The organism is Pedobacter frigidisoli, from assembly GCF_032678525.1.
GTDB lineage: Bacteria > Bacteroidota > Bacteroidia > Sphingobacteriales > Sphingobacteriaceae > Pedobacter > Pedobacter frigidisoli_A.
On sequence record NZ_JAVTSE010000002.1, the window covers coordinates 290,691 to 307,335 of the forward strand.

General features: G+C 40.5%; 14 protein-coding genes. 9 read left to right on the top strand and 5 right to left on the bottom strand.

What is annotated here, in order from left to right:
- The first annotated feature begins 19 nt into the window (after positions 1-19).
- The 3 genes from R2Q80_RS06245 to R2Q80_RS06255 are packed head-to-tail and all read left to right on the top strand — an operon-like array spanning position 20 to position 3,322.
- The gene (locus R2Q80_RS06245; protein WP_316798771.1) at positions 20-1,351 is read left to right on the top strand and encodes a sigma-54 dependent transcriptional regulator; all 1,332 of its coding nucleotides are present in this window, start codon (positions 20-22) and stop codon (positions 1,349-1,351) included.
- Positions 1,352-1,406: 55 nt separating this feature from the next.
- Positions 1,407-2,327, top strand: a complete 921-nt coding sequence (gene rsgA, locus R2Q80_RS06250; RefSeq protein ID WP_316798772.1) for a ribosome small subunit-dependent GTPase A — start codon at positions 1,407-1,409, stop codon at positions 2,325-2,327.
- 41 nt (positions 2,328-2,368) lie between these two features.
- On the top strand, positions 2,369-3,322 hold the full coding sequence (locus R2Q80_RS06255) for a Smr/MutS family protein (RefSeq protein ID WP_316798773.1): 954 nt from the start codon (positions 2,369-2,371) through the stop codon (positions 3,320-3,322).
- Positions 3,323-3,378: 56 nt separating this feature from the next.
- Here R2Q80_RS06255 and R2Q80_RS06260 read toward each other — a convergent pair whose 3' ends face one another.
- The 3 genes from R2Q80_RS06260 to R2Q80_RS06270 form a co-directional block, all read right to left on the bottom strand.
- The gene (locus R2Q80_RS06260) at positions 3,379-4,065 is read right to left on the bottom strand and encodes a hypothetical protein (RefSeq protein ID WP_316798774.1); all 687 of its coding nucleotides are present in this window, start codon (positions 4,063-4,065) and stop codon (positions 3,379-3,381) included.
- A gap of 4 nt (positions 4,066-4,069) precedes the next feature.
- Entirely contained in the window at positions 4,070-4,576 is a 507-nt protein-coding gene (locus tag R2Q80_RS06265) for a hypothetical protein (protein WP_316798775.1), read from the bottom strand.
- Between the two features lie 67 nt (positions 4,577-4,643).
- A complete protein-coding gene (locus R2Q80_RS06270; RefSeq protein ID WP_316798776.1) occupies positions 4,644-5,375 on the bottom strand; it encodes an intradiol ring-cleavage dioxygenase in 732 nt (243 codons plus the stop codon).
- Positions 5,376-5,583: 208 nt separating this feature from the next.
- Between R2Q80_RS06270 and R2Q80_RS06275 the strand changes: the two genes are divergently transcribed.
- Both R2Q80_RS06275 and secA read left to right on the top strand, forming a co-directional pair.
- Complete coding sequence (locus R2Q80_RS06275; protein ID WP_316798777.1) at positions 5,584-5,883, top strand: hypothetical protein; 300 nt, start codon at positions 5,584-5,586, stop codon at positions 5,881-5,883.
- 132 nt (positions 5,884-6,015) lie between these two features.
- A complete protein-coding gene (gene secA, locus R2Q80_RS06280; protein WP_316798778.1) occupies positions 6,016-9,318 on the top strand; it encodes a preprotein translocase subunit SecA in 3,303 nt (1,100 codons plus the stop codon).
- Positions 9,319-9,400: 82 nt separating this feature from the next.
- On the opposite strand, the gene R2Q80_RS06285 is transcribed toward secA, so the two are convergent.
- Together R2Q80_RS06285 and R2Q80_RS06290 are read right to left on the bottom strand one after the other, a co-directional pair.
- The gene (locus tag R2Q80_RS06285) at positions 9,401-10,213 is read right to left on the bottom strand and encodes a DUF4249 family protein (protein WP_316798779.1); all 813 of its coding nucleotides are present in this window, start codon (positions 10,211-10,213) and stop codon (positions 9,401-9,403) included.
- A complete protein-coding gene (locus tag R2Q80_RS06290; protein WP_316798780.1) occupies positions 10,204-12,978 on the bottom strand; it encodes a TonB-dependent receptor in 2,775 nt (924 codons plus the stop codon). Before R2Q80_RS06290 ends, R2Q80_RS06285 begins: the two co-directional genes overlap by 10 nt.
- Positions 12,979-13,225: 247 nt before the next feature.
- Here R2Q80_RS06290 and R2Q80_RS06295 point away from each other — a divergent pair, with 247 nt between their 5' ends.
- The 4 genes from R2Q80_RS06295 (at position 13,226) to R2Q80_RS06310 (ending at position 16,587) form a co-directional block, all read left to right on the top strand.
- On the top strand, positions 13,226-13,669 hold the full coding sequence (locus R2Q80_RS06295) for an SPOR domain-containing protein (RefSeq protein ID WP_316798781.1): 444 nt from the start codon (positions 13,226-13,228) through the stop codon (positions 13,667-13,669).
- The gene (locus tag R2Q80_RS06300; RefSeq protein ID WP_316798782.1) at positions 13,656-14,837 is read left to right on the top strand and encodes a M20 family metallopeptidase; all 1,182 of its coding nucleotides are present in this window, start codon (positions 13,656-13,658) and stop codon (positions 14,835-14,837) included. The genes R2Q80_RS06295 and R2Q80_RS06300 overlap by 14 nt, the downstream gene beginning before the upstream one ends.
- Positions 14,838-14,893: 56 nt before the next feature.
- Complete coding sequence (locus R2Q80_RS06305) at positions 14,894-15,835, top strand: hypothetical protein (protein WP_316798783.1); 942 nt, start codon at positions 14,894-14,896, stop codon at positions 15,833-15,835.
- A gap of 92 nt (positions 15,836-15,927) precedes the next feature.
- The gene (locus tag R2Q80_RS06310; protein WP_316798784.1) at positions 15,928-16,587 is read left to right on the top strand and encodes an SGNH/GDSL hydrolase family protein; all 660 of its coding nucleotides are present in this window, start codon (positions 15,928-15,930) and stop codon (positions 16,585-16,587) included.
- Positions 16,588-16,645: the final 58 nt, after the last annotated feature.

Below are 16,645 nucleotides of genomic sequence, written 5' to 3' on the forward strand. Positions count from 1 at the left end.
CTTTTCTTATTTTTGTTGTATGGCGAGAATCCTGATTTTAGAAGACGATACAACTTTTGCGCAGTTACTTGACGGTTTTTTAACTAAAAATGGCCACGAGATTTCTCTTGTAACCAGCATTAAGCAATGTGTTAAATTAATTGAAAATCAGGAATTTGATTTGTGCCTGATCGATTATCGCTTGCCCGATGGAATTGGATTTGAAGTAATTACACACACCCGGAACTTAGGTTTGAGTGTGCCAATTATTATCATGACCAGCTTCAACGATGTTCGGACGGCAGTGAAATCTATGCAAATGGGCGCATTCGATTACATTACCAAGCCGGTTAATCCTGATGAACTTTTGATGGTGATTAAAGATTCTTTAAACAAGAAGGATCAAAAAACGGTAATAGCCGATAACACTGATGAAGATTTTATTAAAGGTAAAAGTGCAATTGCCGACCGCCTGTATGAACACATTGCATTGGTAGCACCAACAGATATGTCGGTAATTATTCAGGGGGAAAGTGGTACGGGTAAAGAATTTGCCGCGAGGACCTTGCATCAGCAAAGCAAGCGAGCAGATAAACCATTTATCGCCATAGATTGTGGGGCCCTATCAAAAGATCTGGCCGCAAGTGAGTTGTTCGGACATATGAAGGGCGCTTTCACCGGCGCACTGAATGACAAAAAAGGGCAGTTTGAAGCCGCCAATGGTGGAACCTTGTTTTTGGACGAAGTTGGAAACCTGAGTTATGAAGTGCAGATTAAGTTGTTGCGGGCGTTACAGGAACGGGTAATACAGCCATTGGGGAGCACCAAACAGGTAGCAGTTGATGTGAGGATAGTAACCGCTACAAATGATGACTTAATTAACAGTATATCTGGCGGCGAGTTCAGAGAAGATTTATATCATCGCCTAAACGAGTTTAAAATTCAACTTCCGGCTTTAAGGGAAAGAGGGGGTGATCTGGAACTCTTCATCAACCACTTTATCCGTTTATCCAACCGTGATCTGGATCGTAATGTAAAAAGCATATCGGCCGAAGCCAAATCGCTGTTATTAAACTACGACTGGCCTGGTAACCTTCGTGAGTTAAGCAATGTAATCAAACGGATGGTATTGTTAACACCAGGAGATGTTGCACAACTTAGTGCACTTCCCGATGAAATGACTATTGCAGTCAATCAGCAAACTATGCCTGGAAGTTCATCTGATTTAAAGGCATTAAATGAAGTTAACGAGAAAGCGCTCATTGCGGAAGCACTGATTAAGGCAAAATATAATAAATCTAAAGCAGCAAAAATGCTGAATATCGACCGGAAAACATTATATGCGAAAATGGAGCGATATGGCATTGAGTAATAAGTAACCGGATTTCACTTACATCTTCTATCGTTTTCATACCTTTGTTCAATATATGCAGGGCTTAGTTATAAAATCTACAGGAAGCTGGTATAGTGTTTTGGCTGATGATGGCGAACGCTATGATTGCCGGATTGTAGGGAAATTCAGAATTAAAGGAATTAAAACCACAAACCCTATCGCTGTTGGCGACCGTGTAAAGTTCGACATGGAAAGAGACAGTAATCAGGGCTTAATCAACGAATTGCTGCCACGCAAAAACTACATCATCCGGAAATCGATCAATTTAAGTAAACAGGCTCAAATTCTGGCTGCAAATCTGGATATGGCAATTTTGCTGGTTACACTTGCCTCACCCAGAACCTCATTAGGATTTATCGATAGATTTCTGGTGACAGCAGAAGCTTATGATGTACCTGCTGTGCTTGTTTTTAACAAACTGGATTTATTCAGTAAACAGGGACTGGAAATTCTTCAGGAATTTAAAGATATATATGAAAACATTGGTTATCCATGTTATGAGGTGTCGGCACTTAAAGGCATCAATATTCCAGTGGTTCAGGAATTGATTACTGATAAAATCACCCTGATATCAGGCCATTCGGGAGTGGGTAAATCAAGTTTGATTAATGCCCTTTTACCCGACCGGGATCTGCGGACCGGTGAGGTATCTGACTGGAGTGATAAAGGGCAGCACACTACCACCTTTGCAGAAATGTTCCAGTTACCACAGGGTGGCTTTATTGTAGACACGCCGGGAATCAGGGAATTGGGGATTATAGATATTGAGAAAGAAGAACTCGGACATTTCTTTCCCGAAATATTTAAAACTTCACACGATTGCCGCTTTAATAATTGCCGGCACATTAATGAACCCGGCTGCGCAGTGATGGAAGCGGTTGAAGCAGGCGAAATTGCCGGTTCCAGGTACGACAGCTACCTGAGTATTTACCATAACAACGACACCAGACATTAAGCAGAAGATCTTTGCACTTTACCTTTGGTTAAAAATTAAATATGAAATTCAAACTTGGAGATTTTGTCCGTTTTGTTGATGAAAAACGAGAAGGTTATGTGACCAGAATTATTGATGCACAAACACTTGGTGTAACCGATGAAGATGGTTTTGAAATTCCGGTTGCAGTAAGTAATTTAACTTCGGTTCACGGCTACGGCGAAACTGCAGCAGACCATGATGCGCCGAAGCCAATTCAGGTTAATGCACCCTCTATCCATAAAATAGAAAACGGAATCTATGTTGCCGTAGCTACCGATAATAAAGCGGGAAACGTAGTACATTTTCATTTGGTAAACCACCTGCCTGTGGTTCTTCTGGCAAGCTTAACCAGTGAGAAAAAAGCAAAATATGCGGGACTGTACCATGGCATTATTCAAAGTTCTGAGGCTACATTAATACATTCGGCCTCACTGGCTGATTTAGACCTTTGGCCTGAATTTATCTTCCAGATATTGCTTTTCAGCAAGAACGATATAAAGCCTGCCGATCCGTTAGTGATATACAAAAAATTCAGGGCTAAGGATTTCTCTACTGAGCAAAAAGATCTCCCTTACCTAAAGAATAAGGGCTGGCTTATTCGGCTGGATGATATTGCCCAGGTCAACATCGACCCGCAAAAACTAAAGGAAAGTTTCTATAAATCGGCTGCCGAAAAGAAAACGGTAGATATACCTGCCAAGGAAATCGACCTTCATATTGAAAAGCTTCGCGATGACCATCATTTTCTGGAAACGGATGAGATTTTACAGATTCAGCTTAACCATTTCCAAAATGCACTGGATGCGGCCATTGTACACCATTTCGATAAAATTATTTTCATCCATGGAACGGGCAACGGAACGTTAAGAAACAAAATCCATAAACTGATCAGCATGAATCCACATATCAAAACTTATATGGATGCACAAAAAGAAAAGTTTGGTTACGGAGCAACTGAGATTATATTTAAATAACAAAATATCAAAGTAATAATGAATTTAAACTTGTTTATTTACAGATAGCAAATCCATCAAAACTCTAAAATTAATATGATAGCGTTATTGCTGAGGGCTTCCAGTTCTACCTGTTCGGTATCCCAAAGCGATAAACTATCTCTGGCATGCATTAACCTGCCTTCAATTTCAAATGCGCCATCAATAACGATACAAAAAAACTTACTTTGATTATTTTGCATGCTATAGATGGCTTCCTCGCGTCCCGCAAAAATACCAGCACTAAGCTTAAAGGGCAATTTGGGATGTGATACAATCTGGATCAGCTGGTTGGGATTTTTCTCAAAATCAAAATTAAAAAGCATATCACGCGCCCGCAGCAAAAACATATCTGTATTTATGCCTAACTGGATATAATTCACCACACTGTTAGCATAAGGGTTACTAATCTCCAATACTTCACCTTTCCCTAAGTTAAGTACCTGTACCTGCCCGGTATCTATCGAAAATTCATTACCGCCCTGCACCAGATCAATGCCCCCTGTTATCGGAAAGAAAATCTGATAGGAGTCTTGCTTTGAAAGAAAGAAATTAAGCTTCCCACCGGCAATAGATTCGTCGTTGCATAGGAACAGATCTCCATATGGCGCTCGGTGTTCACTGTAGTATTTTTCAAAATTGAATGTGCTGTATCTTCGGAAGATAGCGGTTTCATCAAATCCGCGCTGATCTGCCAAAAATATTTGTCCAGGTGTAAGTGCCATAACTTTAGCTTAAATGTTTGATAGAATGAATGCTCACAAATGGTTGCAGTTGAAAAAGGTTAGTAAATATTTCATCACCTTCTGTTGCCTGCTCCTGTGAAACAAGCAACTGATTGTCGACGGTATCATGCCAAACCATTGGTTTCGAAAAAAAGTTAATAGCGACTTTATGCCTCCCAATATCATTAATATCAGAGTTAATAATCTCAAATTTAAAGTTTTCGAAAGTTAGAAACCGCCTGCCTAAGTTGTCAAGTATATCAGGGATAATACCATTTAACTGCCGTAGATAGCCTGTAACCGCTGCACTTACCAGAAAATGAAGCTTATCTGCTCCTGGCACATTGATTATTAACTCAGCAAAGGTATTGTATTTCAGCTCCTGATTATATAATTGCGATTGCATTTTAAATTCCAGAAAACTGTCTTCATGCACAAATTTGTCCCAGGGATTTGCGTTCGAGTCGTCGATTATTTTTCGGTAGCAGAGAATAATTTTTTTCTTAGGCATGGCATAAAATTAAAAAAGACGTCAGGAAATCCTAACGTCTGATTGAAAATAAAAAAATATAAGGATACTACGCTTTTACGTTTAACTTAAAAGTAAGATCGAACCCGGCAGCGAGTGTACCTGTTACTGCTGCTATTTGCACACCTGTTTTATCATCACTGAAAACATTGTCGGCATTATTATAAGTATAGCCTGTTAAACCTTTGCTATAACCGTTTACCAATGCAAGAGAAGTACCTGAACCTTCAGGAAAAGCAATTTGGGTAACATTCAATGATGTACCTGCAGCATTGTAAACATGCACATGTATATGTGTTGCGCGCCCGCTGTACCAGCCGGGAAAGATAGATGTAAAAGTTACCAGACCATTTGAATCGGTAGTTTGGCGCCCACGCAGGAAGTGAACAGACTGATAGTTGGTGGATTGCATACTGGTACCGCCATATTCTGAATAGTTACCTTCTGCATCGCAATGCCAGATATCTACAATTGCACCGGCTAAGGCTGCACAACTATTGTTAAGGTTACCAATGGTGATTTTAGCTGTTAACTTATAGCCGGTCCGTCCGTCGGTAATATCACTTCGAACATAAGATGCCGGGGTCTTTGTAGGGAAAGGCCCTTCTGTTTCCGTTGGCGCAACTGTACAGGTACCATTTGTACTTGCCGTTGTGCCAGCACTGCCTGATCCAGATGTAGTACCATCGTCACTAATGCTGCTCTTTTTGCAGGCTTCAATAATTACCGGAGTGGAGACTGCCCCAATCATCAAACTCCTGATGAAATTTTTTCTTTCCATGGCTAGACTGTTTTGTTTCGTTAGATAAAGTTAAGAATACGTCAGGATGTAACAACGATGTGACGGTGTATGGCAGAATTGTATCGTTAAATACTAAGTTGTTTAATAAAAACAAGCAGCGATAAGTTAGCCCTTAATTTGAGGTACAGTTTTTGACCGGATGTAATTTCGTTTTATAAAAGATTAAAACTAGCTTTGCCCCAATTTAATGAAACACCTCGTTACCATATCTCTTGTATTCTTTAGCTTAACACATTTGGCAAAAGCCGAGCGCGTTGAGGGGCTTCGGATATTAAATGAATATTGCAATGAGCACAAAATCAGCTTTAATGCCACAGGCAGGACAACCATTCAGCTCAATGAAGATAGAAATCCTTACCTGCTATCGTACAGCAAACTTGCTTTAATAGGTACGCAGGCGCCATTAAAAGTAGCAAAATATATCAGCGCAGACCAGGTAATTGCTGACCTAACGATTCGGAGAAAACCGAAAAACAACAGCCCTTAGTTCTTTTTCAAAAATCTAATACAAGATTTTCCCCACCCCATTTAACTCAATAACGGCCAAATTGACTTATTAAAGCAATGGCTCGCTTATTGAAATTCAATTTTATTTATATACAATACGATTTAAAATATAATGTTAGGATTTTTAGCAAAGATTTTCGGAAGTAAATCTGAAAGAGATATCAAGACCATTCAGCCATTGGTGGTCAAAATAAACGAACAATACAGTAAACTATCAGCACTTAGCAATGATGAGTTGCGCGGTAAAACCATTGAATTCAAAAGCAGAATTGCAGACTTTTTAACCGAAGTCGATGGCAAAATCGCTGCACTGAAAGCTGATGCAGAGAATGAAGCACTTGATCTGCATGAAAAAACAGCCATTTATGATCAGGTTGATGCTTTAGGCAAAGACCGTGATGCAGAATTGGAGAAGGTACTTTTGGAAATTTTGCCTGAAGCATTTGCAGTAGTTAAAGAAACTTCACGCCGTTTGAGTGAAAATGACTATCTGGAAGTTACGGCCACGGAGTTTGACCGGAACTATGCTGCGCGCAGAAACAATGTTAAAATTGTTGGTGACAAAGCACACTGGGCCAATAAGTGGGAAGCTGCTGGTACTGAAGTTGCCTGGAACATGGTTCATTACGATGTACAGTTAATTGGTGGTATTGTCTTGCACAGTGGTAAAATTGCTGAAATGGCTACCGGTGAGGGTAAAACCCTGGTAAGTACACTACCTGCATATTTAAATGCATTAGCAGGTCAGGGTGTTCATATCGTTACCGTGAATGATTACCTGGCCCGACGTGATAGTGAGTGGAATGGCCCGTTATTTGAATTCCACGGTCTAACAGTAGACTGTATCGACAAGCACGAGCCAAATTCTGAAGAAAGAAGAAAAGCTTATGCTGCTGATATTACTTATGGAACCAACAATGAGTTTGGATTCGACTATCTTCGTGACAACATGTCGCAAACACCGGATCAACTGGTACAACGTAAGTTGCATTTTGCAATGGTGGATGAGGTCGATTCAGTGTTAATTGATGATGCCCGTACGCCTTTAATTATATCAGGTCCCATCCCGCATGGAGATCAACACGAGTTTTACGAGCTGAAACCACGCATTGAGCGTTTGGTAAATGCGCAGAAAGCTTATGTTACACAGGCATTGAACGAAGCAAAAAAATTAATCAATGCAGGTAATACCGGAACCGAAGAAGGTGAAGGAGGTTTAGCATTGTTACGTGCTTACCGTGGTTTACCAAAAAACAAGGCACTAATTAAATTCTTAAGTGAAAGCGGTGTCCGCGGACTGTTATTGAAAACTGAGAACCATTACATGGCCGATCAGTCTAAGAATATGCCGAAAGTAGATTCTGAATTGTTTTTCTATATAGATGAGAAAAACAATCAGGTTGAGCTTACCGAAAAAGGTATCGAACTGATTACGCAATCAGGAGAAGACCCTCATTTCTTTGTATTGCCTGATGTTGGTACTGAAGTAGCAGAACTGGAAAAATCTGCTTTACCGCTGGAAGATAAAGTTGTACAGAAAGATGCTTTAATGCGCGACTATTCAGTAAAAGCTGAGCGCATCCACTCGGTGAACCAGTTATTGAAAGCCTATACCTTATTTGAGATTGATGTGGAATACATCATCGATGAAGGAAAGATTAAAATTGTTGATGAGCAAACCGGCCGTATTATGGATGGCCGCCGTTACTCAGACGGATTGCATCAGGCTATTGAGGCTAAGGAAAATGTTAAAGTTGAAGATGCTACCCAAACCTATGCAACTGTAACCTTACAGAACTATTTCCGGATGTACCACAAACTTTGCGGTATGACGGGTACAGCTACTACAGAAGCAGGTGAGTTCTGGTCGATCTATAAATTAGATGTTGTTGAAATTCCAACCAACAGAAATATATCCAGACAGGATGAACAGGATTACGTTTACCGTACTGTTCGTGAAAAGTACAATGCTGTAGCGGATGAGATTGTAAAATTAACGCAGGCAGGTCGCCCGGTACTGGTAGGTACAACTTCGGTTGAAATCTCTGAGCTATTAAGCCGCATGCTTAAACTTCGCGGAATAAAACACAATGTATTGAATGCGAAGATGCACCAGAAAGAGGCAGATATTGTTGCCGAAGCCGGACAGGCAGGGCAGGTGACCATTGCAACGAACATGGCCGGTCGTGGAACGGATATTAAACTGGGTGCTGGTGTTAAAGATGCCGGTGGTTTAGCTATCGTAGGTACTGAACGTCACGAATCCCGTCGTGTTGACAGGCAGTTACGCGGTCGTGCCGGTCGCCAGGGTGATCCGGGTTCTTCTCAGTTCTTTGTTTCATTAGAAGATAACTTAATGCGACTATTCGGTTCTGAAAGAATATCAAGCATTATGGTGCGTATGGGAATCGAAGATGGAGAAGTGATCCAGCATTCTATGATTACCAAATCTATCGAACGCGCACAAAAGAAAGTTGAAGAGAATAACTTTGGTATCCGTAAACGTTTACTGGAGTATGATGATGTGATGAACTCACAACGTACTGTAATTTACGCTAAACGTAAAAACGCCTTGTTTGGCGAGCGTTTGGATGTGGATATGAACAATATGGTTTTTGATGTCGCTGAAGATATTGTAACAGAATATAAAGAAGAAGCAAATTATGAAGGTTTTAAACTGGAAGTAATTAAAAACTTCTCTGTGGATACAGCCATCACTGAAAAAGAATTCACATCGACCAATGTGGCACAGTTAACGGAAAGATTATTTGAGGAAGCTGAAGCATTTTACAGCAGAAAATCTGAAGCCATTGTTCAGCAGTCACTACCTGTTTTAACTCAGGTCTATGAAGAACGCGGTCAGCATATCGAACAAATCGTGGTTCCTTTTACAGATGGCATCCGCGGTATTCAGGTGGCTGTTGATTTGAAAAAAGCAATCGATAACAAAGGAAAAGAAGTTGTACGCTCATTTGAAAAAACGATTGTATTAGCCTTGATAGACGATAGCTGGAAAGAGCATTTACGTGAAATGGATGACTTAAAGCAATCGGTTCAAAACGCTGTTTATGAGCAAAAAGACCCATTGGTAATTTATAAAATGGAAGCATTCAACCTGTTCAAGAGCATGCTGAATGCGGTGAATAAAGAAGTAGTAAGCTTCCTGTATAAAGGTGGAATCCCTGTTCAGCAAGATCCGGAGCAAGTTAAAGAGGCACCAGCACCTGTTAAACAGCCGAAGTTGCAAACCACCAAACAAGAGTTTGGACGTGAAGAACCAGGCATTGAATTTGGTGACACCCGCGAAGCGGTTCCGCAACAACCTGTTCGTAAAGAAGCGACAGTTGGCCGTAATGAACCCTGCCCTTGTGGTAGCGGCAAGAAATACAAAAATTGCCACGGCGCGAATTTGTAAGTAAATTCAAGCTAAAATATAAAAGCCTTTTCGATCAAATCGAAAAGGCTTTTTTGTTAATTAAAATTCAAATAGTTTTCCTTTATTCCTGATAAACGTGAAGTAATACAGAATCCCTTGTCATTGCGGTAAAAATCCCAAGGCCATTTTTGATATTGGTTGGCGGATTGGTGAGGTTTAAAGAACTTGTTGAACTGCTGTTCACGATATTATTGTATTCTGCATTGACATGGTAAAGGTATACATCATAATAGCCAGAGAACTGGAACATCATTCGCTGCGTTTTGAACGTCGACACCTGCCCGAGATACTCTTCAATATCCTCATAATCATTTCGGCGTCCAAATCCACTCCCAATACGGTTCGGGCTGGTTTCCTGGTTTTTAAATACCATCAGATATTCGCCCTTATCCGGATTACTCCAGGAAAAATTAACTGCCGTAAAAGTGGTTGTGCTCGAATCAGGATCTGGATCCGGAACAGCCTGTTCAATAGATGAAGAGGCAAAAGAAACCGGTTTAGCAGGAACAAGAGTTTCTCCTGATACTGTTGTACCATTGTACACAAAACTGAAAGAGCAGGTGTTACCCGGAATAATCAAATCTGTTTCTGTACTGGTATAAACACCCCCTGATGATTCCTTCAGGGTGAGGCCTTTACTGCCATTGTTAAAACTTACAGTCAGCCCGGTTACTGGAGCACCGTAACTGGCGGTATCCAGTAAACCTTTCTGCTTATAAACCTTCAATATTACGATCTTTCCATTGGTTAAATAAGCTTGCACTACAGGACGGTCGGCAATTGAATCTTCGCCTCCATCCTTTTTACAGGCCAGGTAAGCAGTAGCGATGAGCAGCAAGAAGAATATTCTTTTAAGTATATTTTTTATTTCCATTTTAAGCTAAGGGTAATGTTTGGTGTAAAGCCCAGATAATTTACGTTGGTAGTAATCACCTGATTATTGTAAATGGTATATTCCTTATACCAGACATTTGTTCTGTTGTAAACATTAAATAGTGAGAAGCTAATACTTCCGGTTTTCCGGTTGTCAATCTTGATTAAATCTAGTGTAGCAGCAAGATCCAGCCTGTGGTAAGCCGGCATTCTTTCCGTATTCTTTCCGCTGATGGTTAAGTAAGTTTTGCTGCTTCCACTGGCATTATCGATAGTATAACTGGCTATTGGTGCGGTGTAAGGTTTGCCGGTAGCAAATATCCAGGTGGCAGAGAATGTCCAGTTTCCAAGTTTGTACATGTTTACCGCTTTGAATTCATTTCGTGCATCCTGGTTTGCCGAGTAATAACTGGCTCCGTAATCGTCGAACTGGTTTCTGGCAATGGCCATGGTATAGCTTAGCCAACCGGTATATTTCCCTGCTTTCTTTTGCAGCAAAAACTCCACTCCAGAGGTATACCCGTGCCCGTTGTAAAAGTGCTCTTCTAAGGTAGACGACATCCTGTTACCTGACAAACGCTGTGAATATTCTGTTAATCCATTGAGTGTTTTATAATAGCCCTCTACATCGAAGAGGTATTTATCGGTTTCGTAACTGAAACCGGCAATGTAATGATTGGCACTTCCAACAGGTATACTGTTTCCGTTAGCCAGCACCCAGAAATCTCTGCTACCCGAGAGGATATCCTCACGTACCACCCGGTTAATAAACTGATAAAACCTGCCAGTGGCGGCTTTCAAGGTAAAGCGGTTAGTTAATGTATAGGTTCCTGAAAAACGGGGTTCAAAATAGGTTTTACCCGTAGACGAATAATAGGTTTCTCTTACTCCGCCTTTAAACTGTAACTTTTCCCAGGGGCTGAATTCACCTTCTGCATATGCAGCAACAGTTTTGGCGTCTTTTGACTGATCAATTAAAGTGCTGGTGTCGTTCTGACTGTACTTATAAATCACATTTTGTGCCGATCCGTATGCTCCGAATAAAAACTTAACCTTGTTATTCACCTGATATTCCCAGTCTGATTTAAAACTCCAGTCTTTTAACCGGTTACGTTCAATGGTTCCGGTACTTACCGAACTCTCTGTGCCATCGGCATTGGTAACACCAATGGTATTGGTTCTATCCCGATCGCTATGGTAGCTGGAGTAACTCACCAATGTATTGGAATATAATTCACTATTCCAGCGTCTTGACCACTTCATGCTGGATCCCAAATTACCATAAGTGGTTTTGTCGGTAATCGTTGGACTTATAGACGAACTGCTGGTGGTCAAAAATGATGGCACACTGATCGTGCGACTGTTGTCGAGGTCATCATCACCCTGGTAAACGCTCCATGCAACCAAATCTTTTTGCCCTAAATTGAGGGTGTATTTAGCATTTAAATCGTAAAAAAATGATGTAGGTGTAGTTGAAGCCTGAGCTCCCCCAAAACCTCCACCACCGCCTGGACCTGCGGAAACAGTACTGGTTTTGTTAAACTGGCTAAAAATTTTATTGTATAAAGGGCCCTGATACGATTTTCTAAGCGCCAGTAAGAAGGATCCATTCTTCTTAACAGGTGTTTCCAGATAAACATTGGCCGACAATAAACTGATATCCCCTCCAACATTCCAGTCTTTCTTAGTTCCTTCTTTACCGGTAATTTCTGTGACACTTGATAAGCGTCCGCCATATTTTGCAGAGAAACCACCTTTAAACAGCTGCACATCTTTTACAGCGTTACTGTTAAACGCACTAAAGAAACCATAAAGGTGATCTACCTGATAAACCGTAAATCCATCAAAAAGTACCAGGTTCTGATCAGGCGTACCACCGCGCACATAAGCGCCGGAGGATGATTCATTACTCGCACTCACCCCAGGCATCAGCTGAAAGGAACGTAAAATGTCTTTTTCTCCTAAATTTGGAAGTTCTGCAAGTTTAGCCGGCGATATCTGCAGCACACTTACCTTGCGCTTGTCGGTGCTCATGATCCCATCATTCTTCTTACTTTTAATGGTTACCTCTTCCAGATTATTTCTGGCAACTGTTAAACCAATGGATAGTACTTCCTTAGGATTTATGGAAGTGAGTGCCAAACGATCAGACAAATAGCCAACATAAGCGGTAGCCAATACGCAGGTATCAGCCGGAATGTTGGAAAGGGTAAAATAGCCGTCGGCATTGGTGGTGGCCCTTAAGCCTGTGTTTTCAATATTAACCACAGCCCCCGGCAGCGATTCTCCGCTAAGCTGATCCACTACCCTGCCTGTTAATTTAAACCGTTGCAGGTTAACCTTCCCGCCACCTTTACGAACCGTATCGACTTTTTCTGTGGTAATGGTCCTCACACTCTGGCTTTCCAAAGGCTGGCTTGATCGTTGTGCACGTTGTAAAGCCCTTACCTCTTCAGGAGTTCTGACGATGTAGATGGTACCATCGGGCTCTACCCAATAATGGAGTTCGGCCGATTGACAAAGCATTTTCAAAGCAATGTTTAAGGGTGTATTATCAAAGCGCTCGGAAATCAGCTTTTTTTCAGCAAGACTCCGGTCAAATACAATTTTAAGTTGGTGTGTTTTGACGAAGTTATCCAAAACAATATCAAGCGTTGTAGTATAAAAGCCATTTACAGTTACTTTGCTTAAAAGCTTTTGTTGAGCGGAAGAATAGTGGATGGAAATAAAACCTAGAAATAAGGTAATGAGTATCTTTTTTATCATAATTGGAGCTAAATTTAACTGACAATAAGTGGCTCATTTTAAAATATCGACAGAACGGCCTTATGTATCGATAACTATCCCGGACTTTGAGACGACCGTTAAATTTGTTTTCTCTAAACAGAATTATTGTTGGTTTGCAACGCCAGGTTTAATGCATTTGCACAACCCATTAAGAATGTCGATTTTTGCAACAGGTTTGGCATTTCTATTGTTCAAACAATTTTTGAATCGCCAAGGTTAATGATACATGAAAATAATACTTACCTCCATTTTTTGCTTATTACTGTTTAATGCATCATTTGCACAAAAAGGTGAGGTAACCGTGATTAAAGATCCTTTGATCGATAGCCTGATTGCGAAACGTGCTCAAGTATATAGAGCTGTTGGAGAAGTGAAAACAGGAAAACCTGTTGTATCGGCTTATGGTTATCGCGTACAGGTATTTTACGGCTCTGACCGGCGTGAAGTATTTAACCAGCAGGCACGTTTTAAAAGCTTATATCCGAAACTAAATACCTACCTGGTTTACAAAGAGCCAAACTATTACGTGCGCGTAGGCGATTTCCGGACACGTTTGGAAGCCCAGCGCCTAATGAATGAGATCAGACCAACATTCCCTACATTGTTTATTTTCAGGGAAAAAATTAATGCCCCACAATTAGATACCACAACAAACGATGATCAAAAATAAAGTTCAGGACTTAGCCGCTCAGATTTTTAAAGATGTAGTTGGTTTTCGTCAACATTTACATGCCCATCCCGAATTATCCTTCAAGGAATTTGAAACTTCTTTATATGTAAAAGATAAATTGAGTAAATGGGGAATTGAATTTACAAGCTGTGCGAATACAGGCGTGGTAGGTTTAATTAAAGGCAACAAGCCATCGGATAAAGTAATTGCACTAAGGGCAGATATGGATGCCCTGCCGATCCATGAGGCTAATGACAAGCCCTATGCATCAAAAAATCCCGGGGTAATGCATGCCTGCGGACATGATGTCCATACTTCCTCTTTATTGGGTACAGCATACATATTAAATCAGTTAAAAGATGATTTCGGTGGAACGGTTAAACTGATTTTTCAACCTGCGGAAGAACTTCTTCCTGGAGGGGCGAGTATCATGATCAAAGAAGGTGTGCTGGAAGATCCTAAGCCAGATTATATTGTTGGCCAGCATGTAATGCCTTTAATTGATGCGGGCAAGGTGGGCTTCCGTTCCGGGATCTACATGGCCTCTACAGATGAATTATATGTTACCGTTACCGGAAAAGGTGGCCATGGTGCACAGCCTCACCAAAACATAGACCCTGTACTCATTGCTTCACATATTATTATTGCCTTGCAGCAAATTGTATCACGCAATGCCGATCCCAGGTTGCCGTCTGTACTTTCTTTTGGTAAGGTAACAGCAAACGGTGCAACGAATATTATTCCCAATGAGGTAAAAATTGAAGGTACTTTTAGAACTTTAGATGAAGATTGGAGAGCGGAAGCCCATAAAAGAATGAAAAAAATGGCAGAGGGAATTGCAGAAAGCATGGGCGGAAGCTGTGATTTTGATATCCATAAAGGTTATCCGTTTTTGATTAATGAAGCAAAACTAACGGCTAATGCCAGAATATCTGCAGAGGAATATCTGGGCCAGGAAAATGTAGTTGATCTGGATATCTGGATGGCTGCAGAAGATTTCTCCTTTTATTCCCAGGTAACTGATGCTTGTTTTTATCGCTTAGGTACTGGCAATGCAGAAAAAGACACACAGTATTCGGTGCATACGCCAAGGTTTGATGTAGATGAGGATGCATTACAATTATCTACAGGTTTAATGGCCTATATTGCACTGAAACAACTGGATTAGTACAGTGGATGATGAGATCCAGATTTTTCAAGGCATTTTTTTGCCCTATCATTAATATGAAAAAAACATTATCGGCTTTATTATTCCTTTCCCTATCTTATTTTGGTTATGCGCAGGAAATCCCGCGCTTTAATCCTGATACGATAAAAACCATTACACTTGATTCTACCGTTAGTATAAAAGCAGAGCGATTGAATATTGAAACTTTTATCAACCGGATTGTGAACGATACCTCCTTCTATGAATCATTCCGGGATATGAAGCGATACAGTTTTATTGCTGAGAACCGGATTTATAGCTACGACAAGAAAAACAAGGTAGATGGAAAAATTTACCGTAAAATAAAACATAATAATGCAGGTCAATACAAGATGGAATACCTCGCAAAAGAAGAGAGCGGCAACCTTTATAAAAAGAACGGGAAATATCAGCTTTACACCGTGGAAATGTTCGATTACATTTTTATGAATGCCTATAACAGTGATTTTGTTCCCAATGCCCCGGCCAGTGACGGCAAAGGAGGCACCAACGAAAGCTATAAAGATAAACTCAAAACCCTGATTTTTAATCCGGGGCGACCAGTTAAGGTCCCTTTCATTGGCAGTAAAACTGAGATTTTTTCTGCTAATATGCGCCAGTATTATGACTACGCATTTTCAAGTGGCACCTACCTGGATTCCATCCCTGTATATCGCTTTAAAGTATCTGTTAAACCTGATTTAAGCAGCTGGACCAAAGATGGGTTGATGATAAAAGACCTGGTGACTATTTTCGATAAGCGAAATTTCAATATCTTGGGCAGGTACGTAGATATGAAATACAGTAACATGCTTTTTGATTTCGATGTACAGATGAATATTGAGATGGGTTATTTCGGAGACGATAAGCTACCCACCAAAATTACCTATCAGGGGAACTGGGATTACCCATTCAAAAAAGAAGAACGGGCCAGTTTCCTGATTGTACATAAAGATTATAAGCTTGAAAAGGGCAAGTGATATAATACATCCATGTGAAAAGACTTATCTTTAATATCATAAATTATTAATCAGGCTTAAAACCAAGAGCCATTATATCATTAGAAATAAATATGAAAAAATTAATCAGAGCCACCGTTTTACTAAGTTTTTGCTTCATTGCGTTCACATCTATGACATTTAAACCCAAACGAATTATTTTCTTCGGCGACTCCATCACTCAGCAGGGGGTTTCAAAAAACGGTTATGTAACATTAATCAGGAAAGCACTCGATTCTACTAAATATGATGTTATTGGTGCAGGTATTGGTGGCAACAAAGTGTATGATTTATACCTTCGTTTAGAAGATGACGTTTTAAATAAAAAGCCGGATTTGGTGGTGATCTATGTTGGCATAAACGACGTGTGGCATAAACAATCTTCGCACACCGGAACAGATTACGACAAATACCTGAAGTTTTACCAGGCCCTAATCAAGAAGATTCAGGATGTAGGTAGTAAAGTAGTTTTGGTTACGCCATCAGTTGTGGGCGAGAGGAAAGACGGCACCAATCCTTTAGACGGGGATCTGAATAAATATGCTGCCGGGATTCGCGAGCTTGCTGCTAAGAACAACCTTCCCGTATGTGATTTGAGAAAAGTATTCACGGAATACGAGAATAAAAACAATCCTGAAGATAAGGAAAAAGGTGTTTTAACAGTAGATCGCGTTCATTTAAATGAAACAGGCAATCAGCTGGTTGCTGACCAGTTACTGCCCTTGGTAAAATAATATTTCTTAAAACCTCAGCCTTAACAAGGCATTTTATCAGAACACAAAGATATTTCTT